The organism is Asticcacaulis sp. P4_H10 (genome assembly GCF_056400965.1).
The window spans coordinates 107,285-126,429 of sequence record NZ_JBFUKH010000005.1; the positions used below are offsets into that span (position 1 = coordinate 107,285).

A 19,145-nucleotide genomic window follows, 5' to 3' on the forward strand; every position below is an offset into this window, starting at 1 on the left:
AGTCATAAAGACCGTAAGGCCCGTCATGAAAAATCCCAAGATCAGAGAAGTCAGAGCGTCTGTTATCAAGGGAGGCGAAGGCGGCGGTGGCGCCGACTATCACGATCAGGGCGAAGGCCACTGGATCGACAACCACATCGCCACCTCGATGGGCCGCTATCCTGAATATCGCCAAAGCCGAAAGTCCTTTGGCATCAACGTTCTGGGCACCCTGGTCGTTGAAATCGAATGCGAAGACGGCACCACGGGTTTCGCGGTGACGACCGGCGGCGAACCGGCGGCCTATATGGTGGAAAAGCACTTCGCGCGCTTCCTGGAAGGCCGCAACCCGTTCGAGTACGAGAAAATCTGGGACCAGATGTACTTCGGCTCGCAATATTATGGCCGCAAGGGCCTGGTTGTGAACGCAATCTCGGGAGTCGATCTCGCACTGTGGGACCTGATGGGCAAGCTGCGTCAGGAACCTGTGCATCAGCTGCTGGGCGGCGCGGTGCGCAACGAGCTGCAATTCTACGCCACCGGCGCCCGTCCCGACCTAGCCAAGCAGATGGGCTTTATCGGCGGCAAGCTGCCGCTCTATCACGGTCCGATCGAAGGCGATGAAGGCCTGAAGAAGAATGTCGAACTGATCGCCGACATGCGGTCCAAGTGCGGCGAAGACTTCTGGCTGATGTACGACTGCTGGATGGCGCTCGACGTCAACTATGCGACGAAGCTGGCGCACAAGTGCCATGAGTACGGCCTGAAATGGATCGAAGAGGCTATTTCGCCGGACGACTACTGGGGCTATCAGCAACTGAAGAAGAATGTGCCCCCCGGCATGCTGGTCACCACCGGCGAGCACGAAGCGACGCGCTGGGGCTTCCGCATGCTGCTGGAAATGGAGTGCTGCGACATCATCCAGCCCGATGTCGGCTGGTGCGGCGGCGTGACTGAGCTGCTCAAGATCTCGGCCCTGGCCGACACGCGCGGCGTCATGGTCGTGCCGCATGGCTCATCGGTCTATTCGTATCACTTCGTCATCACCCGTCACAATTCGCCGTTTGCCGAATTCCTGATGATGGCGCCCAAGGCCGATCACGTAGCACCCATGTTCCACCCGCAGCTGCTGGGGGAACCGGTGCCGGAAAATGGCCGGTTGAACGTTAACAAGCTGGACAAGCCGGGCTTCGGTGTGGAACTGAACCCCGACGTGAAGCTTCACCGCCCGTACACGCACTAATCATTTTCTGCACCGGAAGCGCCTGTCGCCTCCGGTGCAGCACTATCCAAAGGACCCTCCCCATGAAGTTCTGCCGTTTTGGCCCCAAGGGCCAGGAAAAGCCAGGCGTCGTCGACAGCGACGGCCGCATCCGTGACCTGTCGGGCGTCGTCTCCGACCTGACGCCGGATACCGTGCGTCTGTCGCAGCTGGCCAAGCTGACCGCCACTGACATCAGCGCCCTGCCGGTCGTCGAAGGCCAGCCGCGTTATGGCGTGCCGGTCAACAATATCGGCAAGATCATCGCCGTCGGCCTGAACTATGCCGATCACGCTGCCGAATCGAACCTGCCGGTTCCGCCCGAGCCGATCTTCTTCACCAAGGCCGTCACCTCACTGACCGGCCCGAACGATGAGGTCATGAAGCCGCGCGACGCGACCAAGATGGACTGGGAAGTCGAGCTGGGCCTGATCATCGGCAAGACCTGCCGCTATGTCGAAGAATCCGAAGCCCTCAGCCACGTTGCCGGCTACGTGCTGGTCAACGACGTGTCGGAACGTGCCTTCCAGAAGGAACGCGGCACACAGTGGGTCAAGGGCAAGGGCTGCGACACGTTTGCTCCGACCGGCCCGTGGCTGGTCACGCCCGACGAAGTCGGCGATGTCCATAACCTCGACATGTTCCTGGACGTCAATGGTCAGCGCATGCAGACCGGCAACACCAAGACGCTGATCTTCAACGTCGCGCACTGTATCAGCTACATTTCGCGCTTCATCACCCTGCAACCGGGTGACCTGGTCATCACCGGCACGCCTCCGGGCGTCGGCGAAGGCAAGAAGCCGAACCCGATCTACCTGAATGCCGGCGACACCATGCATCTCGGTATTTCGAAGCTGGGCGAACAGCGCCAGACCGTGGTGCCGTTCAGCCTCGAAGGCCAGGAGATCCTGGGCTAATGGCTTACGCAGGTCGTTTTGATAATCGCTGCGCCGTCATCACCGGCGGCGCAGGTGGACTGGGCAAGGCTGCGGCCGCGCGCATCATCGCCGAAGGTGGCGAGGTCGTCCTGTGGGACCTGAACGCCGAGGCGGTGGAAGCCGCAGCCAGCGACGTCGGCGCCACCGGTTTTGTGGCGCTGGACGTGTCGAAGATTGAAGAGGTCACTGCCGCTGCCAAAACGTCGGCAGAGATCCTCGGCAAGATCGACATCCTGATCGCTTCGGCGGGCATCACCGGCGCCACCGTGCCGGTGTGGGAGTTCCCGGTCGATTCGTGGCTGAAGGTCATGGATATCAATCTCAACGGCCTGTTCTACTGCAACCGTGAGATTATCCCGTACATGCTGGAAAACGGCTATGGCCGGATCGTTAACGTTGCCAGCGTCGCCGGCAAGGAAGGCAATCCGAACGCCTCGGCCTATTCGGCATCGAAGGCGGGCGTGATCGGTTTCACCAAGTCGCTGGGCAAGGAACTGGCGACCAAGGGCGTCATCGTCAATGCGCTGACGCCGGCGACCTTCGAGTCGCCGATCCTGGCGCAACTGCCGCAAAGCCAGGTCGACTATATGCGCTCCAAGATCCCGATGGGCCGTCTGGGCGTTGTCGATGAATCGGCGACCATGGTCACCTTCATGGCGTCGGAAGAGTGCTCGTTTACGACGGCCTCTGTGTTCGACACGTCTGGAGGACGGACGACTTATTAGTCGTCGTCCACCAGACATTTTTTGTTCGCCCTACCGCTTCGCTGCTTGAGGGCTGTGGCGGCCGGACGACCTGCTAAACAAGTCCCCTCTCCCTGCTTGCAGGGAGAGGGTGGCCCATCGGGCCGGGTGAGGGGCAAAAACACGTCACCCAAAACGCCGATCCCCTCTTCCGGCCTTCCACTATCCAGGGAAGAAAAAGAGGAAACCCCATGGCTATCCAGCGCTTTGTCGATGCTCACATCCATCTGTGGCAACTGAACCGTCTGTCCTATGCCTGGCTGACCCCACCCTTTTCTGATGATGGCCCGAACGGCAGCGTCGAGCCGATCGCGAAAGACTATGTCCTCAGCGACTACTTTGCCGACGCTGAAGGTTTCAAGATCGACAAGGTCGTCCATATCGACGCCGGCGCGGCCGCGTCTGACGCCCTCAACGAAACGCGCTGGCTGCAATCGCTTGCCGATGAGACGGGCTTTCCCAACGCCATCGTCGCCTTTGCCGCACTGAATGATCCGGACGTCGAGCCACTGCTGGCCCAGCACGTCGAAAGCCGCAATGTCCGCGGCATCCGCCACATCATCAACTGGCACGAAAACCCGAAGCGCACCTATACGCCGCGCAACCTGCTGGACGACCCGGCATTTGCGCGCGGGTATACGTTGCTGTCACGTTACAAGCTGTCCTTCGACCTGCAGATCTATCCCGGCCAGCTGATCCAGGCCTATGAACTGGCCAAACAACACCCCGACACGCCGGTCATCCTCAACCATATGGGCATGCCGGTCGACGCCGACCTGACGCAGTGGCGGGAAGGCATGAGCAAGCTGGCCGAACTGCCGCACGCCGCCGTTAAGATTTCCGGCCTTGGCTTTGTCGATCGTGGCTGGACAGCACAGTCGATGCGCGGCCCGGTGCTAGAAACCATCGATCGCTTCGGCCCGGAGCGCTGCGCCTTTGCCAGCGACTTCCCGACCGACAAGCTGTTCAATTCCTATTCGTACGCCTTGCGCGCCTATGACGACATCACTGCCGGCTTCAGCGCGTCCGATCGCGCCGCCCTGTTCGCTACCACCGCGGAACGCATCTATCGAATTTGAAGAGGAAATGCCCGCACCACATAATGATATAAAGATATCTTTATATCATTATTGACGACTCGATATTTTGAGGTCTAAGGTCCATGCATGACCTTAGATCACGTCTTCCTGCACGGTATCGAAGCCCACGGGCATCACGGTGTCCTCGACTTCGAGCGCCGCGACGGACAGCTTTTCGTCGTTGACGTCGATTGGTGGCTCGACACCATGGCCGCTGTCACGTCGGATCGGATAGACGCCACGGTCTGTTACAAACAGTTGCACGAGTGCGTCAGCGCCATCATTACCGGCAAGCCGTGGTCGCTGATCGAAACCCTGGCCTCACACCTGACGACCACCCTGCTCACGCGCTTTGAGGCGATCGAGATTGTCAAGGTAACCGTTCACAAGCCCCATGCTCCGATCGGTGGACGCTTCGCCGATGTCGGCATCACCTTGACCCGCCGCCGGAATAAAGCCGGCCTCGCCGCACTCCATCTGGAGGATCTGATATGACCGGCCTCATGCGATAAACACATACATATAATCATATAAAGATATCTTTATATGATGCTTGACGGGCAGTAACGCATAACCTATCACTATCGTGTCCGTGGTTCTGTCCGTCGCTTGGCGGAGAGCTAAGAGGGAAGCCGGTTCAAGACCGGCGCTGCCCCCGCAACTGTGAGCGGTGAGCCAATATCCATAATGCCATTGGGCGGAACCCTGACACGGTTCCTCCTGAGAAGGCGGATAGACGCTATGACCCGTAAGCCAGGAGACCTGCCGCAGACAAATATCCATCCCGGGCGGAGGGCCACGGGCGTGCGTTCTCACGCGCCTCATTTCCGGGGCGCGACCGTTGACGTGTGTCCGTGCTCCCCGGCCGATCATCCTACGGGGACCATCGTGTCAAAATCACAATTTCCAGTCGCTGCACTGGGGACACCGCGCATCGGCCTGAAGCGCGAACTGAAATTCGCGCTCGAAAGCTATTGGTCGGGCAAGTCCGATCAGGCAGCCTTGCTGGCCGAAGCCAAGCGCCTGCGGGCGCTCAACTGGGCGCGTCAGGAAGCGCACGGCGTCGATATGATTCCGTCGAACGACTTCTCGCTCTACGACCACGTGCTCGATACGTCGCTGATGGTCGGTGCCATCCCGGCCATTTACGGCGATAAGGCCGATCTCGACACCTATTTCACCATGGCCAGAGGATCGCAGAAAGGCCACGCCGAAACCTGCGCGCACGGCCACGTCCACCATTCCGGTCATGGCGTCCCTGCCCAGGAAATGACCAAGTGGTTCGACACCAATTACCACTACATGGTGCCGGAATTCACGGCCGATCAGACCTTCAGCCTGAAATCCTTCAAGCCGGTCGATGAGTTCCTCGAAGCCAGGGCACTGGGCCACAATACGCGTCCGGTCCTGGTCGGGCCGGTGACCTTCCTGCGTCTCGGCAAGGGGCCGGAAGGCTTTAATCCACTGTCGCTAATTGATCAGTTGATCCCGGTCTATGTCCAGATTCTGAAGGGTCTTAAGAACGCCGGTGCCGAGTGGGTCCAGATCGATGAGCCCGCCCTTGTGCTCGACGGCAATGTCGCCACCGCGGCCGCGCTGCAAAAGGCCTATGCCGCCTTTGCCCGCGACGTACCGGGTTTGAAAATCCTCGTCGCCAGCTATTTCGGCGCCTTGGAGGAAAACCTCGATGTCGCCGTCGCCCTGCCCGTCGCCGGACTGCATATCGACCTCGTCCGCGCCCCCGAGCAGTTGGCACCCGTCCTCGCCAAGGCGCCAAAAGACCTCGTCCTGTCGTTGGGCGTCATCGACGGCCGCAACATCTGGCGCGCCGACCTCGCGAAAATCCTCGACGCGCTGGAACCCGTCATCGCTGCTCATGGCGCAGGGCGTTTCCAATTGGCGCCGTCGTGCTCGCTGCTACATACGCCGATCGACCTCGACCAGGAAGACGCGCTCGATGGCGATGTCCGTTCGTGGCTGGCCTTCTCGGTCCAGAAGATGAGCGAACTCAACACCCTGTCGAAGGCCCTGGCCGAAGGACGCCAAAGCGTGCGGGACACGCTCGACCAATCGACCTCGGCCGCCGCCGCGCGCAGGAACTCCCGCAAGGTCCACGACCGCGCCGTCGACAACCGCCTGAAGGCTGTCACAGCTGAGCACACCCAACGCAAGAGCGCCTTTGCCGCCCGCGCCGCCGTCCAGCGTCAGCGCTTCAACCTGCCGGCCTTCCCGACGACGACCATCGGTTCCTTCCCGCAGACAGCTGAGGTCCGCCAGGCGCGCTCTTCCCACGCCAAGGGCCAGATCGACGATGCCAGCTATGAAATCTTCCTGCGCGAAGAAACCGAGCGCGCCATCCGCTGGCAGGAAGAGGTCGGGCTCGACGTGCTGGTGCACGGCGAATTCGAACGCAACGACATGGTGCAATACTTCGGCGAGCAGCTGTCGGGCTTCACCTTCACCAAGCACGGCTGGGTGCAATCCTATGGCTCGCGCTATGTCCGCCCGCCGGTCCTGTTCGGCGACGTGTCGCGCCCCAGGGCCATGACGGTGGAATGGTGGAAATATGCGCAATCCCTGACGGACAGGCCGGTAAAGGGCATGCTGACTGGTCCCGTGACCATCCTCAACTGGTCGTTCGTCCGTGACGACCAACCGCGTTCGGAAAGCTGCCGCCAGATTGCGCTCGCCATCCGCGACGAGGTTGAGGACCTGGAAGCCGCCGGCGCCAAGATGATCCAGATCGACGAAGCCGCACTGCGCGAAGGCCTGCCCCTGCGCCGCCGCGACTGGCAGCACTATCTCGATTGGTCGGGGGACGCGTTCCGCCTCACCGCTTCAGGTGTCGCCGACGAAACCCAGATCCACACCCACATGTGCTACTCGGAATTCAACGACATCATGGATTCGATCGCGGCGCTCGACGCCGACGTCATTTCCATCGAGACCTCGCGCTCGAAAATGGAACTGCTCGACGTCTTCAAGTCGAAAAAGTATCCGAACGAGATCGGGCCTGGCGTCTACGACATCCACAGCCCGCGTGTGCCGGACGTCAGCGAAATGGTGGAACTGATGTCGCTGGCGCGCCAGCGGCTGGACGACGTGCAGCTATGGATCAATCCTGACTGCGGCCTGAAAACCCGCAAATGGGACGAGGTCAAACCGGCGCTCGTCAACATGGTGGAGGCCGCGCGCGCTTTGCGAGAACCCGCGATTTGACTTTAGGGCGATCTGAGCCGAATACTTCTTCCAAATATAAGAAATAAGCACGGGAAGAAACATATGGCTCAGGTCAACCTTAAGAGCGTTACGATTGCGTCCCTGGCCGGACTCCTGTTCGGCTTCGATACCGCCGTCATTTCCGGCGTCACCGATTCGCTCCGCACCGTCTTTGCACTCGATGCGCAAGGGTTAGGCTGGGCGGTATCGGTGGCGCTGTGGGGGACCTTTGTCGGCGCCCTGTTCATGGGGCGGCTGGGCGACGCCATTGGCGGCCGCGATGCCTTACGCATCATCGGCCTGATGTATGTCGTGTCATCGCTCGGTTGCGCACTGGCGCCCGATCTCAACACCTTTGTCATCTCACGCTTCGTCCTGGGCCTGGCGGTCGGCGGATCCTCCGTCCTGGCGCCGGTCTATATCGCCGAGATCGTGCCGGCAAACCGGCGCGGCGCATTGGTCGGGCTGTTTCAGTTCAACATCGTCTTCGGCATCCTGATGGCCTATGTCAGCAACTTCGCCGTCGCGTCGCTGATCGGCGGCGACGATGTATGGCGCTGGAAGCTCGGCATCGCCGCAGCCCCCTCCTCCCTTTTCCTGATCCTGCTCTTCGCCATTCCGCAAAGCGCACGCTGGCTGGCCGCCAAGAACCGCATCGAAGAGGCCGTTGCCAGCCTGACCCAGCTAGGCGTCGCCGATGCCTCGGCGGCCGTCGCGGAATTCACTGCTGCCGACGCCAAGACCTCAGCCAGGCTGTCGTGGGCGCAGCACAAGAAGCCAATAATCTTCGCCATCCTGCTGGCCATGTTCAACCAACTGACCGGCATCAACGCCATCCTCTACTATCTCAACGACATCTTCGCGGCGGCGGGCTTCGACCGGCTGTCGGCCGACTGGCAGTCGATTGCCGTCGGCGGCGCCAACCTGACCGCCACCGTCATCGGCATGAGCTTTATCGACAAGCTCGGCCGCAAGACCCTGTTGGTCGCCGGTGCGGCCGGTGTGAGCGTGGCGCTGGCGGGTGTCGCAGTCATCATGGCGACCGGCCAGGGACAACACTTCCTGCTGTGGATGCTGCTCCTGTTTATCGTGTCGTTCGCCTTCAGCCAGGGCGCGGTGATCTGGGTCTATCTGGCCGAAATCTTCCCGACGCCGGTGCGCGCCACCGGTCAGAGCCTCGGCAGCGCCACCCACTGGATCATGAATGCCCTGATCGCGGCGGCCTTTCCGGTCATCGCCGCCAAGACCCAGGCCCTGCCGTTTGTCTTCTTTGCGATCTGCACCCTTATCCAACTGGTCGTGGTAGCAAAGATTTTCCCCGAAACCAAGGGCGTGGAACTGGAAGAGATGGAAAAGCGGATTTAGTCGCCCACCCAATAGCGGAAACTGACCTTGGGAAACACATGGCCGCCGACGGTCAGGTCACCGGTAATGACGGCATGGTCAGTGCCGTCAACGTATGTGTTGTCGTTGGATTGCCCGGCGGCAAAAGCCCGATCGATTTTTCCGGAAAAGACAACCTTGCCGACCTGAGGGTCTTTGCATTCAAGGTGGAGCGCGGCACGCGTAATGCGATAGGTCTTGCAGAAGGCACGAGGCGAGTTCTTGCGGTAAGGACCCAGTTCACCCTCGATTTCATCGCTGGTCATATCGGCGAACACGACCATCATGGGAGTATAGGTCGGGAGGATTTGCCCCCTCTGTTCAAGCGCCACCATTTCCTCTTCTGTCCCGAACGCCAGCCACTCCAGCTGGAACTTGCCTGAACGCACCTCGGTTTCCGGAAAGTAATAGCCGGTCAGGTTGATGACTCTGTCACGAACCTGTACCCCGTCCTTCGAGGTATAGAGGTTCGGCGGGGGCAATACCGGCTTGGGCGGGGGTACGGGCGAAGATGCAGACGCACTGGTGGGCGGAAATGACTTCATCTTCGAAGCAGCAGAAGAAGAAGAAGAAGAAGGCGCCGAGGCCGATGACACAGGCTCGGGAAGCGTCACCTCGATTTCGATCGTCTTAGATACCAATAGCCAGACCACGCCCGCGACGGTGACCGTAACAAGGCCGGCAAAAATCCAAGCGTCGCGCTTCATGTTGTCCCCCTTCGTTCCCATATGCTGTCTACCATAGTAAGGGCTCGCCAGCCAATCCGTGACCATCCCTACCCTTCTCTCCGAAATTACCGCCTGCCGGTTATGCGAAGCGCATCTGCCGCTTGGGCCACGTCCTGTGGTGCGCATTGATCCGCGCGCCCGTGTCCTGATCGTCGGCCAGGCGCCTGGCACCAAGGTCCATGCGTCCGGCATTCCGTGGGATGATGTGTCGGGCAAACGCCTGCGCGACTGGCTGGGCGTGACGCCCGACACCTTCTACGATCCGGCGGTATTCGCCATTGTGCCCATGGGCTTCTGCTATCCGGGACGCGGATCGGGCGGCGACAATCCGCCCCGGCCGGAATGCGCGCCGCTGTGGCACGACCGTGTTTTAGGCACGCTCTCTTGCATTCGCTTGACGCTGCTGATCGGCGCCCACGCCCAGGCGCGGTATCTTGGCGACAGGCGCAAAGCGACGCTTGGCGAAACCGTGTGCGCGTGGCAGGACTATGTGCAAGACGGCCTGCTGCCCCTCGTCCATCCTAGCCCGCGCAACGGTATCTGGCTCAGCCGCAATCCGTGGTTCGAAGCGGAAATCGTGCCGGCCATGCGCGGACGCGTACAAACGATTCTGGCGGAGTAAGACCATGTGTGGACAGTTCGAAGCCCAGATCTTTGCCAACAAGCTGATGGACGAGATGCGGCTGGAAGGCCCTGCGGAAACTCAGATCGTCAAGCCGACGCTTGGGGCATCCTGCATCATTGCCAATCCGGATCATGGCGGCATCGAGATGGCGACGATGCGTTTCGGGCTGGTGCCGCTGTGGTACCGTAAGTCGATCCGCGACTGGACAGCCACGACCTTTAACGCCCGTATCGAGGAGGTCGCCAGCAAGGCCACCTTCAAGGGCGCGTGGCGGTATCGGCGCTGCGTCGTGCCGGCCAAAGCCTTCTTTGAGTGGTCGGGCCCGAAAAGCGATCGCGTTAAGTGGCGGATCACCCGCGCCGATAATCAGCCCCTGGCCTTTGCCGGCATCTGGGACCAGGCAGACGTTTTAGAGGGCGAGGTGTTCAGCTTCAGCCTGCTGACGCGGGCGGCGGGCGCGGACATGTCGGCCATCCATACGCGCGAACCGGTTGTGATTGGGCCGGATCATTGGGAAGACTGGATGCGGATGCGACCGGTGAATCTCACGGCATCTACGCCGCTCCGGCTGACACGAATTGATGAGGGTAAAAGCGGTCAAACACTGAGCCTGTTTTAACGATCGTGGGCGGGGCCTACTCCCCGAAGAACTCGCGTTGCGACTGTTCCAGCTCTTCGACATAGCGACGGTTGACATACTTCTCCGACACGAAGCCCAATAGCTTGTGGTGGTCATCGACCACAGCCAGATCATCGACGCTGAAGTGCGAGAATACCCGCAGGATCGCGGAGATATCCATGTCCGGCCGGACGTAGACGTCGGTCTGCTTGGCCAGATGCGACAAGGGCACATCGGGCGCGTAGGTGTCGGCATAGGCCTCGGCAGTCTGGACAATGCCGCGATAATCACCGGCCGTATCGACCAGCAGTACGCGGCTTGTCGAGCCCAGGGGCACCTTCTTGCGCAGGTCGCCCACCGTGCTTGCAGCCTTCAGCGTCGTGTGGTTCTTGCGCATGAGCGTTCGGGCGGTCATCGCGCGCATCCAGCCGATATCGCGCGCCGTCCGCACCGCCTCACCTCGCAGGTGCAGCCGCCAGGTCGAGAACGAATAGCCGAAACGCTCACGGACAATGGCGCTCGAACACAGACACGCCGTCACCACCGCCGCCGTCAGGGCGAAGTCGTGCGTCACTTCAAGCACCATCAGCGACAGGCACATCGGCCCGCCGACTATGGCCACGGCCAGCGCCGCCATGCCGACCAGGGCGGCATTGGTGGTGTCGAGGCCAGCCGCCGGATAGACGGCATTGATCAGTTGCGCGAACGACGCCCCCAGCAGCGAGCCCAGGAATAGCGAAGCGAAGAACAAGCCCCCGCGGAATCCAAACGCCAGGGACAGGATCGAAGCGAGCAGCTTGAGCGCGAACACCGTCATCAGGGTCACGATCAAGGTCTGGTGATCAAGATAGAGATGCATGGCGCCGTGGCCGGACGACAGGATCTGCGGCATCATCCAGGCCAGGGGCATCAGGCATATCCCTCCGACGAACGGCCGCCAGATCTCGCCGATCGGCAGCTTGCGCACCAGTGTCTCGGCGCTGGCGACCGCGCGGACGATGACAATGCCGACGCCGGCGCACAGAACACCAAGCAGCGCATAGAGCAGGTAGCTGCTGAGCGGAATCTCCCGGCCGATAGTCGAAGCAATGACGAAGGGCTCGATATCGAGCAGGGTCGCCGCGACCACGGCGGTCAGCGAGGCCGCCGCCACGGGCGCCAGGGCCGAGGCCGTGTAGCCACCGAGCACGATTTCAAAGGCATAGAAGCTGCCGGCCAATGGCGCCCCGAACGCAGCGCCTATCGCCGAACCCGCACCGGCCCCCACGAGCGTACGCAGATTGGCCCGCTTCAGGTCCAGCCACTGGCCGATCTTGGAAGCAATGCCCCCGCCCATCTGGGCGTAGGCTGCTTCAAGACCAACCGAAGCGCCAAAGCCGTTGGAGATCAGGGTTTGCAACGACACTACGCCGGTATCGCGCGCCGGGATGCGCCCCCCATGCAGGGCGTTGGCTTCGACGGCATCGATCGGCGCGCGGCGCTTGGAGAAGATCACGCGCGTTACGCCCAGCACTGCGCCGCCCAACGGCAGGGCCAACAGCCGCCACGGTTCCAGCGCCGGCAATTCACTCAAACGGAGATCGGGAGAGAAGCCGTAAAGCAGGACCTGGACGGCGTGCGAAATGTGCCCCATCACCGCTGCCGATGCGCCGGCGAACAGGCCAACGATCGCCGCCAGCACGATGAACCACATGGGGCTGGTCTGGATCTCGCGCCTCAGCCAGGCAATGCCGCGCAGGACCGGCCGGCCAACGGCTTTCCCTATGATGGCATCGCTTTGAAACGGCATGACAGGCGCACTCTGCGAACGGACTCGCGTGTGTCAAGGTAAGCCGGTATGCGACTATTGAAAAGCCTTATCACCAGTCCTGGCATATCAATGTTCCGGCCGGACGGACGACAGATGTTTGCGCCAGGACAGACAAAGCGCGAAGGCGATGCTGAGCGTGACGACAGGTAGCCAGACCGCCTGTTCCCGCCACCACGCCGAGGCAAATGCGCCCATCAAGGCGCCGGCGATAAAGCACAGGACGATGGTGAGAAAGAACCGCCATTGCCGCCGCGGTTTGCCGTCCTCGTCGAAGACCACTGACGCCATGAAGCCTTCGGCAAAACGGCGCAGATTGCTGCTGATCGTCACGGAGGTGAAATCGAAGGATTCGATGCGAGTAAAGGCCGTAGCCTGAAGTGCTGCGACAAAGGCAATACCTGACACGATCAACATGTCGGGCACGCTGTTCGGCAGGAAGGCGACAATGATAAGAAAGGCGATTTCCAGCGCCAGGGCGGACTCCGCCGGATGCGGCAGCAGGTGGCGCAAGGGCGGTCGCTTCAGGCAGGCGGCCATCATCACACCCAGTACATAGGCGACAAGCGGACCGATAAACGGGATGGCCCTGTGCCAGTCGCCGTCGGTGAACCGCACCGTCATGAAGACGATGTTGCCGGTCATGGCATTGGCAAACACGCCGCCATGCGCGACGTAGGTGTAGGCATCGAGCTGCCCGGCCGCCAGGATCAAAAGGGCCGCAACCGGCAATGTCTCGTGAGGTCTATGATCCGTCATCGGACGATCTTAGCCTTGCGTTTTTTATCGGCAAGGCATGGGAAATTTATGGATCTACAGCTCTAGCAGCCGCCGTACGCTGGCCTTGGCTGCGTCGAAAACGTCCGTCTCGCGGCGCATTTGGGCAGTCATGACCGCGCCCTGGAACAGAAGATTGACCTGGCGGCCGACCTCTTCGGCATCCTTAAGTCCGGCCGCGCGACACAGGTCGACGAAACGCGCCTCAATATAGAGCGACGAGTCCCGGCTGCGCGCCTCGATGCCGGCGTGCTTGCCGACATATTCCTGGCCGGCCTTGATCGCCAGGCAGCCCTGGAAGGCGCTGCACTCCATCGCCTCACGGCGCACATCGAACAGGGCTAGTATCTGCTCACGCGGATCGGCACTGCGCGCAAAGGCCGGCGCGAACAGGCCACCTTCGACCGCCGCAGCATATTGATCCAGGACGGCCTCGATCAGGTGCTCTTTCGACGGAAAATATTTGTAGAGGGTGCGCTTGGAAATGCCGGTATCGGCCAGGACGGTATCGACGCCGGTGGCGTGAAAACCGCTGCACCAGAACAGACGCTGGGCCTGATCCAGTATCTCCTGCTTCTTCACATCCTGACGGGGCAAGGGTTTGTCCATAGCTTCGCTCCGCGCAACTCCGATCCGCTTGCGGATCGGCAAGGGCAAGGCTGGCTCAAGCCCACGCGGCGCCCGAGTTCCAACAAAGTCTTGCGATTGAATTTTATATAGGCGCTCCCCTTGACGAAGTAAACCGATCTGTCTACATACGAATATGTAAACAGATCGGTTTACTTTTTTGCGCCGCCTCCACAACGATCCGGCCGAACCTTCGGAGCTTGAAAATCATGTCCATCCTCACAGGCAAAACCGTCCTCGTGACCGGCGCAAACCGCGGCATCGGCGCCGCCACCGTCCGCGAACTGCTGAAGACCGGCGTCACCAAGATATACGCCGCCGCCCGCAACACGTCGTCCCTGCCCGATTTTAACGACGCCCGTATCGTTCCCATAGCCCTCGACATCACCGATGACGCCTCGGTCAACGCCGCCGCCAAGGCCGCGCCCGATGTCGATATCCTGCTTAACAATGCCGGTACCGCCGCCTTTAACAACTTCGTCGACAGCCCCATCGAGCTGATCAGCGGCGACATGAACACCAACTATTACGGCACGCTACGCGTTATCCGCGCCTTCACGCCGCAGCTTGAGGCGCGCGGCAGCGCCACCATCGCCAATGTGGTAAGCGTCGTCGGCTTGACTTCTGCCCCCGGCCTGGCCGGCTATTCGGCATCCAAGGCCGCGCTGCAGTCGGTGACCCAGACCCTGCGCGTCACGTTGAAGGACAAGGGTATCCGCGTCGTCGGCATCTATCCCGGTCCAATCGATACCGACATGGCGCGTGACATTCCGATGGACAAGACGACGCCGGAACACGCGGCGTCGGAAATCGTGAAGGGCCTTGAAGCCGACGACGACTACATCTTCCCCGATCCGGTCGCCAAGCACATCGGAGCCTTGTGGGAGACGGATGGTCGAACGCTCGACACGGCCCTGGTCGGCGAAGGCTAAACCAAAAAGGCGGGAGATACCTCCCGCCTTTTCTGCTTTCAGCGACTGCGTTTCAGCGCTTCGGCCAGGGGCGTATGGGGTAAGGCGCCTATGGTGCGCTCCAGTCGTTCGTCCTTTAACGCATGCGGCACGTCCCAGAGATAAAGCATCTCGATCGCCTCGCGCATGAAGGCGCTGAACCAGCCCATGACATGAAAGACAAGGCGCGGCATGCGCTTCAGGCGGACCTTGCGGCCTACCGCTGTCTCCCCGGCCTTCGCAAGTTGCCGGAATGTGACATTGTGGCTTTCGAAGTGGAACAGCTCATAGGCACCAAGCTGTCCCTCCGACTCAGCCAGACGGACGATTGCCTGCGCAAGATCCGGCAGGAAGGCCCAGGCATGAACCGTGTCGTAAGCCCCCGGCGTGGTGATAACACCCTTGCTTAAATCCTTGGCGACAAGGGCACGCATCCAGCTATTGGGCGCACCTTCGCCAAAGAAGTCCCCGGCACGAATGACGATGGTTTTAAGCCGTCCCGCATCAGCGCGCGCCTTCAGCATGGCTTCGATTGCGACACGGATACGGCCCTTCTTCGTGGTCGGCGCGAACGGCGTGTCGGGCCACAGTTCCGCTGGCATACGGACGCCGAAATTATAAACGCTGCCCGGATAGATGTGACGTGCGTTCAGATGTTCGGCGATATCCGCGGCCTGAGTGAACAGCGTCAGCAGCGACTTCGACCATTCCGGATAGGGCAAGTTCAGACCGTTGAAGACGACATCGACCGGTCCGGTGACAGCCGCAACGGCTGCGGGATCGTCAGTCGGCGCGATCACCGGGACGACGCCTTCAGGCAAACCCGTACGCCCGGGCCTGACCAGCCCCAGCACACGCCATCCATTGCCGGCGAACGCTTGCGCCACCGCGCGACCGACGCCGCCCAGGGCGCCCAGAACAAGAACCGTTCTCATGCCTCGACCTCCTGGAAGATCGATTGCGCGACAGTTTCGTTACGGCAGGGCTTTTTGCCCTTCGTCTTCAGGTGCGTGGCGCCGAAACCGCTGGCGTATTTCAGGCCATAGCCCAACGCGCGGTCAAAACCGATGTGGCTGACCCAGATCAGACCAAGACTTAAGACCGTTTCATTGCCGCTCATCACGGCCCAGACCAGCACGGCGATGGGCCCACCGTACCAGTGGCCGAGATTATAGAGCGCTGCCCCTACCTTGCGACCGGCCAGATAGCCGATCATCGACAGGTCGGGGACTAAAAACAGCGCCGTGAACCAGATCCAGTCCCAGCCATCATGAGCGACAAACCGGCCATAGGCGGCGATAGCGGCCGAAAAGACGATCAGGCCTTCGAGGCGAAGAAGCGTCCGCGGCGCTCCGGTAACGTGTCCAGACATTTGCATCTCCTTGTTCGCCCTCCTGGGCTTGACAAGACTCACAATGATCCATTTACTTATGTATGTAATTTGCGATAATTCGCATACAATCCATGCAAATTTGAATAGATATGCTCGACTGGACCTTGCTTCGCTCATTCCTCGCTGTTGTCGATACCGGCTCGTTATCGGCTGCCGCCGCGCGCATCGGCACCACCCAGCCAACACTTGGCCGCCATGTCCGTGAACTGGAAACGGCGCTAGGCGTCAGCCTGTTCCGCCGGTCGGTGCGCGGGCTCGATCCGACCGACGCCGCATTGGGACTGGTTGACGACGCCCGCGCCATGGGCGCCGCCGCTGACAACCTCGCCCTGAAGGCCCAGGGCAAGGCCGAAACGCTCGAAGGCACGGTCCGGATCACCGCGTCGCAGATGGTGGCCAGTTTTGTCCTGCCCGAGATGATTGCGGCACTGCGTCTGGCTGAGCCACTGATCCAGATCGAGATTGTCGCTTCGGACCTGTCGCAGAACCTGCTGCGCCGCGACGCCGACATTGCCTTGCGCATGTTCGACCCGACGCAGAACGCTTTGATCGCCCGGCGCCTTGGGGAAACGCCGCTCGGGCTTTACGGCACACGTGACTATCTCGACCGCATGGGCCGACCCGAGCAGCTTGAAGACCTGCTGCATCACGATGTCCTTGGTTTCGATCGCTCCGAGGACATTATCAAGGGCTTTGCGGGATACGGCTTCACCGTCACCCGCCATCAGTTTCCGGTGCGCTGCGATGATCAGGTGGTCGGCTGGCAGCTGATGAATGCCGGGGCCGGTCTCGGCTTTGCCCAGGTTCGACTGGCCCGTGAGCAATCCCATCTGGAACGGGTCGACGACCGGATCGGCATGGCGCTGCCCGCCCTGCCCGTCTGGCTGGTCATGCACGAAGAGGTGCGCAGCAATGCCCGTATCCGCCGCGTCGCCGACTTCCTGGCCGATGCCATCGGGACGTGGCTCACAGGGCCTTAAAACACCTCTGCCGTCACCAGCGCACGCAAGGCGTTTCCAAGGCGGTGCATGGATATCAGCTTGTCGCGCCACGGCAGGGCGATGACCGGGCCAAGATCTGTCTTGTTGACATCGACGATGTAGATGCGACCGTCACCGCGATCACGCAGGATATCCAACCCACCCCAGTCAAGGCCCATGCGTTGGGCAAAGGCGCCGATAAGACGCCGCTCCTCTGCGGAGTAGATTTCAGCGGGATCCGCCAGCCAGGCGCTGCGGTTATGGATTGAAAACCGCCCCTCAGCTGTCTTGACCTTGACCCAGACGACAACGGGCGCGCCTCCGGCCATGGGCGTACGCAGGTCGCGGCAGCAACCGTTATCATCGCGCGTATCGATGATGCGTTGATAGGTAAACCCCGGCCTTGGCAGTAGCGGTGCCATAACGATGCGACCGCCATGGACTCCATTCTTTTCCGGCTTTTCGACGATCTCGCCGCGTACCGCCATCGGATCGACACTGAGGGGATAGCCGAATATCTCGGCAAAAACGGCCGCGACGTGGCTTTTGCTGATATCGGTACAGGCGTGATTGAGGCGCCGGGGGCAGGATGTCGCGGGTGGCGCACCGGTCGTGCTGTCATCGAAATAGACGGCCGCGTCGGCGTCGTTCTCCTGGTCCGTAAGGTCGATGCCCGACCACATCGCCGCGCCCCGCAACAGATACCACGGGCGCGGTTGATCCGGCGCGAACCAGATACGTAAACGCCGACGCCTCTGCAGGTAGGTTCCGGCCGCCATGCAATTAAGAACGACCAGATAAATGGCCCACTGACACATCTCATGGAGCAATGCAGCGGTTATGTGCAGGCGGACGCCTGTCTTCCTGATGACGAGACACCCGTCGTGCCAGGCGAAGTCGCTCAGCCAGAACCGCTTTTTCGCCAGTTGCCCGGCCATGCGGGCGCGCGGAACCGTGTCGGCAACCGCCGGCTCAGCAAGGTCGATATCTGTCAGGCTGGTCTCGTGCATCTGCGCTCCGGCGATGCCTTTTTTCACCGTCAGGCTAGACGCAATTTTGCAAGGGATGCATCAGGTTTGCTGGATCGCGACATAAAATCCTGCGCTGTATTTCCAAGGACAACGGTGTTACCGGTGAGCGATGCGTTTTATGGTGACGGCCTTGGCTACGCTGGTATTTGCTGAAATCGACATGCACCTGCACGCGCACCCTTTACGCGTCTACGGTTATCCACCAGCCAGCAATGCCGCGCGCTTCCGGCGCCTTGACGGCAAGCGCTTCGCCGTCGGCAAATAATGGTCGATTCCGCACAGGCCCGGCGCATCGCCATGACCCTGCCGGGCGCGGTCGATGATTCGACAGACGAACGCCTGATCTTTTCGGTCGGCGAGCGGGGCTTTGCCTGGACCTTCATGCAGCGCGATACGCCGAAACAAAAGCGCTGGCCGAACATCGATGTGCTGGCGATCAGTTGCACGCTCGAGCACAAGGAGTTCCTGGTCGAGGCAGCGCCAGACATTTTCTTCGATGACGCCCACTATCGCGGTTTTCCCGCAGTGCTGACGCGCCTGCCAGCGATCGACGAAGCCGAGCTTACGCGCGTGCTGGCCAAGGGTCACGCTATCCAGGCCGCGAAGCCAAAAAAGAAGAAGCGCTAGTCTCTATTTCGCTTCGGGCTCTTTTCCGGCCTGCTTCTCGCTTTCCTTGCGCAGCGGGCCACGCACCGGGCAGACTTCCTGCAGGTAGCCGTCAAGCGTGTTGGCGATGTGGTCGGCGACGATGCTGTAATGGACAAACTTGCCCTTTTTTTCGCTGCTGATCAGCCCCGCGTTTTCCAGGATGCTCAAGTGCTTGGACAGGGACGGCTTGGTCATGTCGAAGCGTTCGGCGATCTCGCCGGCGGTCATTGAGGCCTTGGACAAATAGGCCAGAATCTTCAACCGCGGTTCCGAAGCAAGGGCTTCGAAGGTCTTCACCACACGCATGGATGTTCCAGTCACGATAACATTTAGTCAATTAGCGTATTGACTAAATGTT

The 19,145-nt window shown here is 61.0% G+C and carries 21 protein-coding genes and 1 riboswitch; of the genes, 13 read left to right on the forward strand and 8 right to left on the reverse strand.

The window, feature by feature from the left end; translation table 11 throughout:
* The first annotated feature begins 25 nt into the window (after positions 1 to 25).
* From rhmD to AC1DON_RS10450, 7 genes are all read left to right on the forward strand, one after another.
* Positions 26 to 1,222: an L-rhamnonate dehydratase gene (gene rhmD, locus AC1DON_RS10420; protein WP_476934734.1), complete on the forward strand. Its 1,197-nt coding sequence runs from the start codon at positions 26 to 28 to the stop codon at positions 1,220 to 1,222.
* Positions 1,223 to 1,284: 62 nt separating this feature from the next.
* Positions 1,285 to 2,157: a 2,4-didehydro-3-deoxy-L-rhamnonate hydrolase gene (locus AC1DON_RS10425; protein ID WP_476934735.1), complete on the forward strand. Its 873-nt coding sequence runs from the start codon at positions 1,285 to 1,287 to the stop codon at positions 2,155 to 2,157.
* Positions 2,157 to 2,903 carry an SDR family NAD(P)-dependent oxidoreductase gene (locus AC1DON_RS10430; RefSeq protein WP_476934736.1) on the forward strand — a complete coding sequence of 249 codons (747 nt, stop codon included), beginning with the start codon at positions 2,157 to 2,159 and terminating at the stop codon, positions 2,901 to 2,903. Before AC1DON_RS10425 ends, AC1DON_RS10430 begins: the two co-directional genes overlap by 1 nt.
* A gap of 209 nt (positions 2,904 to 3,112) precedes the next feature.
* Entirely contained in the window at positions 3,113 to 4,000 is an 888-nt protein-coding gene (locus AC1DON_RS10435) for an amidohydrolase family protein (protein WP_476934737.1), read from the forward strand.
* An 87-nt stretch (positions 4,001 to 4,087) separates the two neighbouring features.
* Positions 4,088 to 4,495 carry a dihydroneopterin aldolase gene (folB, locus tag AC1DON_RS10440; protein WP_476934738.1) on the forward strand — a complete coding sequence of 136 codons (408 nt, stop codon included), beginning with the start codon at positions 4,088 to 4,090 and terminating at the stop codon, positions 4,493 to 4,495.
* An 81-nt stretch (positions 4,496 to 4,576) separates the two neighbouring features.
* Positions 4,577 to 4,784, forward strand: a riboswitch (cobalamin riboswitch).
* 104 nt (positions 4,785 to 4,888) lie between these two features.
* Positions 4,889 to 7,219: a 5-methyltetrahydropteroyltriglutamate--homocysteine S-methyltransferase gene (metE, locus tag AC1DON_RS10445; RefSeq protein WP_476934739.1), complete on the forward strand. Its 2,331-nt coding sequence runs from the start codon at positions 4,889 to 4,891 to the stop codon at positions 7,217 to 7,219.
* A 63-nt stretch (positions 7,220 to 7,282) separates the two neighbouring features.
* Positions 7,283 to 8,584 carry a sugar porter family MFS transporter gene (locus AC1DON_RS10450; protein ID WP_476934740.1) on the forward strand — a complete coding sequence of 434 codons (1,302 nt, stop codon included), beginning with the start codon at positions 7,283 to 7,285 and terminating at the stop codon, positions 8,582 to 8,584.
* Here the strand turns inward: AC1DON_RS10450 and AC1DON_RS10455 are convergent.
* Complete coding sequence (locus AC1DON_RS10455) at positions 8,581 to 9,309, reverse strand: hypothetical protein (RefSeq protein ID WP_476934741.1); 729 nt, start codon at positions 9,307 to 9,309, stop codon at positions 8,581 to 8,583. The genes AC1DON_RS10450 and AC1DON_RS10455 overlap by 4 nt on opposite strands.
* Positions 9,310 to 9,367: 58 nt before the next feature.
* On the opposite strand from AC1DON_RS10455, the gene AC1DON_RS10460 reads away from it, so the two are divergent.
* Positions 9,368 to 9,952: a uracil-DNA glycosylase family protein gene (locus tag AC1DON_RS10460; protein ID WP_476934742.1), complete on the forward strand. Its 585-nt coding sequence runs from the start codon at positions 9,368 to 9,370 to the stop codon at positions 9,950 to 9,952.
* A 4-nt stretch (positions 9,953 to 9,956) separates the two neighbouring features.
* Positions 9,957 to 10,574: an SOS response-associated peptidase gene (locus AC1DON_RS10465; protein WP_476934743.1), complete on the forward strand. Its 618-nt coding sequence runs from the start codon at positions 9,957 to 9,959 to the stop codon at positions 10,572 to 10,574.
* Between the two features lie 16 nt (positions 10,575 to 10,590).
* Here AC1DON_RS10465 and AC1DON_RS10470 read toward each other — a convergent pair whose 3' ends face one another.
* The 3 genes from AC1DON_RS10470 to AC1DON_RS10480 form a co-directional block, all read right to left on the reverse strand.
* Complete coding sequence (locus tag AC1DON_RS10470; protein WP_476934744.1) at positions 10,591 to 12,363, reverse strand: chloride channel protein; 1,773 nt, start codon at positions 12,361 to 12,363, stop codon at positions 10,591 to 10,593.
* A gap of 87 nt (positions 12,364 to 12,450) precedes the next feature.
* Entirely contained in the window at positions 12,451 to 13,140 is a 690-nt protein-coding gene (locus AC1DON_RS10475) for a YoaK family protein (protein ID WP_476934745.1), read from the reverse strand.
* 54 nt (positions 13,141 to 13,194) lie between these two features.
* Entirely contained in the window at positions 13,195 to 13,767 is a 573-nt protein-coding gene (locus tag AC1DON_RS10480; protein ID WP_476934746.1) for a TetR/AcrR family transcriptional regulator, read from the reverse strand.
* A 227-nt stretch (positions 13,768 to 13,994) separates the two neighbouring features.
* Here AC1DON_RS10480 and AC1DON_RS10485 point away from each other — a divergent pair, with 227 nt between their 5' ends.
* Complete coding sequence (locus AC1DON_RS10485; RefSeq protein WP_476934747.1) at positions 13,995 to 14,717, forward strand: SDR family oxidoreductase; 723 nt, start codon at positions 13,995 to 13,997, stop codon at positions 14,715 to 14,717.
* A 38-nt stretch (positions 14,718 to 14,755) separates the two neighbouring features.
* Here the strand turns inward: AC1DON_RS10485 and AC1DON_RS10490 are convergent, their stop codons facing one another.
* Positions 14,756 to 15,670, reverse strand: coding sequence for an NAD-dependent epimerase/dehydratase family protein (locus AC1DON_RS10490; protein ID WP_476934748.1), 915 nt, complete (start codon positions 15,668 to 15,670; stop codon positions 14,756 to 14,758).
* The gene (locus tag AC1DON_RS10495; protein WP_476934749.1) at positions 15,667 to 16,107 is read right to left on the reverse strand and encodes a DUF4260 domain-containing protein; all 441 of its coding nucleotides are present in this window, start codon (positions 16,105 to 16,107) and stop codon (positions 15,667 to 15,669) included. The genes AC1DON_RS10490 and AC1DON_RS10495 overlap by 4 nt, the downstream gene beginning before the upstream one ends.
* 110 nt (positions 16,108 to 16,217) lie before the next feature.
* Here AC1DON_RS10495 and AC1DON_RS10500 point away from each other — a divergent pair, with 110 nt between their 5' ends.
* Entirely contained in the window at positions 16,218 to 17,108 is an 891-nt protein-coding gene (locus tag AC1DON_RS10500) for a LysR family transcriptional regulator (RefSeq protein ID WP_476934750.1), read from the forward strand.
* Here AC1DON_RS10500 and AC1DON_RS10505 read toward each other — a convergent pair.
* Positions 17,105 to 18,118, reverse strand: a complete 1,014-nt coding sequence (locus tag AC1DON_RS10505) for a hypothetical protein (RefSeq protein WP_476934751.1) — start codon at positions 18,116 to 18,118, stop codon at positions 17,105 to 17,107. The two genes, AC1DON_RS10500 and AC1DON_RS10505, sit on opposite strands and share 4 nt — an antisense overlap.
* A 151-nt stretch (positions 18,119 to 18,269) precedes the next feature.
* On the opposite strand from AC1DON_RS10505, the gene AC1DON_RS10510 reads away from it, so the two are divergent.
* Both AC1DON_RS10510 and AC1DON_RS10515 read left to right on the forward strand, forming a co-directional pair.
* Complete coding sequence (locus tag AC1DON_RS10510; protein ID WP_476934752.1) at positions 18,270 to 18,404, forward strand: hypothetical protein; 135 nt, start codon at positions 18,270 to 18,272, stop codon at positions 18,402 to 18,404.
* Positions 18,404 to 18,766 carry an MmcQ/YjbR family DNA-binding protein gene (locus tag AC1DON_RS10515; RefSeq protein WP_476934753.1) on the forward strand — a complete coding sequence of 121 codons (363 nt, stop codon included), beginning with the start codon at positions 18,404 to 18,406 and terminating at the stop codon, positions 18,764 to 18,766. The genes AC1DON_RS10510 and AC1DON_RS10515 overlap by 1 nt, the downstream gene beginning before the upstream one ends.
* A gap of 3 nt (positions 18,767 to 18,769) precedes the next feature.
* Here AC1DON_RS10515 and AC1DON_RS10520 read toward each other — a convergent pair whose 3' ends face one another.
* The gene (locus tag AC1DON_RS10520; RefSeq protein ID WP_476934754.1) at positions 18,770 to 19,093 is read right to left on the reverse strand and encodes a metalloregulator ArsR/SmtB family transcription factor; all 324 of its coding nucleotides are present in this window, start codon (positions 19,091 to 19,093) and stop codon (positions 18,770 to 18,772) included.
* Positions 19,094 to 19,145 lie beyond the last annotated feature (52 nt).

What these genes read in the sequence shown, in the direction of transcription:
- AC1DON_RS10455 (WP_476934741.1), bottom strand. Translation starts at nt 9,309, where the DNA reads ATGAAGCGCGACGCTTGGATTTTTGCCGGCCTTGTTACGGTCACCGTC.
- AC1DON_RS10470 (WP_476934744.1), bottom strand. Translation starts at nt 12,363, where the DNA reads ATGCCGTTTCAAAGCGATGCCATCATAGGGAAAGCCGTTGGCCGGCCG.
- AC1DON_RS10500 (WP_476934750.1), top strand. Translation starts at nt 16,218, where the DNA reads ATGCTCGACTGGACCTTGCTTCGCTCATTCCTCGCTGTTGTCGATACC.
- AC1DON_RS10490 (WP_476934748.1), bottom strand. Translation starts at nt 15,670, where the DNA reads ATGAGAACGGTTCTTGTTCTGGGCGCCCTGGGCGGCGTCGGTCGCGCG.
- folB (WP_476934738.1), top strand. Translation starts at nt 4,088, where the DNA reads ATGACCTTAGATCACGTCTTCCTGCACGGTATCGAAGCCCACGGGCAT.
- AC1DON_RS10450 (WP_476934740.1), top strand. Translation starts at nt 7,283, where the DNA reads ATGGCTCAGGTCAACCTTAAGAGCGTTACGATTGCGTCCCTGGCCGGA.
- AC1DON_RS10505 (WP_476934751.1), bottom strand. Translation starts at nt 18,118, where the DNA reads ATGCACGAGACCAGCCTGACAGATATCGACCTTGCTGAGCCGGCGGTT.
- AC1DON_RS10520 (WP_476934754.1), bottom strand. Translation starts at nt 19,093, where the DNA reads ATGCGTGTGGTGAAGACCTTCGAAGCCCTTGCTTCGGAACCGCGGTTG.
- AC1DON_RS10465 (WP_476934743.1), top strand. Translation starts at nt 9,957, where the DNA reads ATGTGTGGACAGTTCGAAGCCCAGATCTTTGCCAACAAGCTGATGGAC.
- AC1DON_RS10480 (WP_476934746.1), bottom strand. Translation starts at nt 13,767, where the DNA reads ATGGACAAACCCTTGCCCCGTCAGGATGTGAAGAAGCAGGAGATACTG.
- AC1DON_RS10425 (WP_476934735.1), top strand. Translation starts at nt 1,285, where the DNA reads ATGAAGTTCTGCCGTTTTGGCCCCAAGGGCCAGGAAAAGCCAGGCGTC.
- AC1DON_RS10435 (WP_476934737.1), top strand. Translation starts at nt 3,113, where the DNA reads ATGGCTATCCAGCGCTTTGTCGATGCTCACATCCATCTGTGGCAACTG.
- AC1DON_RS10515 (WP_476934753.1), top strand. Translation starts at nt 18,404, where the DNA reads ATGGTCGATTCCGCACAGGCCCGGCGCATCGCCATGACCCTGCCGGGC.
- AC1DON_RS10485 (WP_476934747.1), top strand. Translation starts at nt 13,995, where the DNA reads ATGTCCATCCTCACAGGCAAAACCGTCCTCGTGACCGGCGCAAACCGC.
- rhmD (WP_476934734.1), top strand. Translation starts at nt 26, where the DNA reads ATGAAAAATCCCAAGATCAGAGAAGTCAGAGCGTCTGTTATCAAGGGA.
- AC1DON_RS10430 (WP_476934736.1), top strand. Translation starts at nt 2,157, where the DNA reads ATGGCTTACGCAGGTCGTTTTGATAATCGCTGCGCCGTCATCACCGGC.
- AC1DON_RS10495 (WP_476934749.1), bottom strand. Translation starts at nt 16,107, where the DNA reads ATGTCTGGACACGTTACCGGAGCGCCGCGGACGCTTCTTCGCCTCGAA.
- AC1DON_RS10475 (WP_476934745.1), bottom strand. Translation starts at nt 13,140, where the DNA reads ATGACGGATCATAGACCTCACGAGACATTGCCGGTTGCGGCCCTTTTG.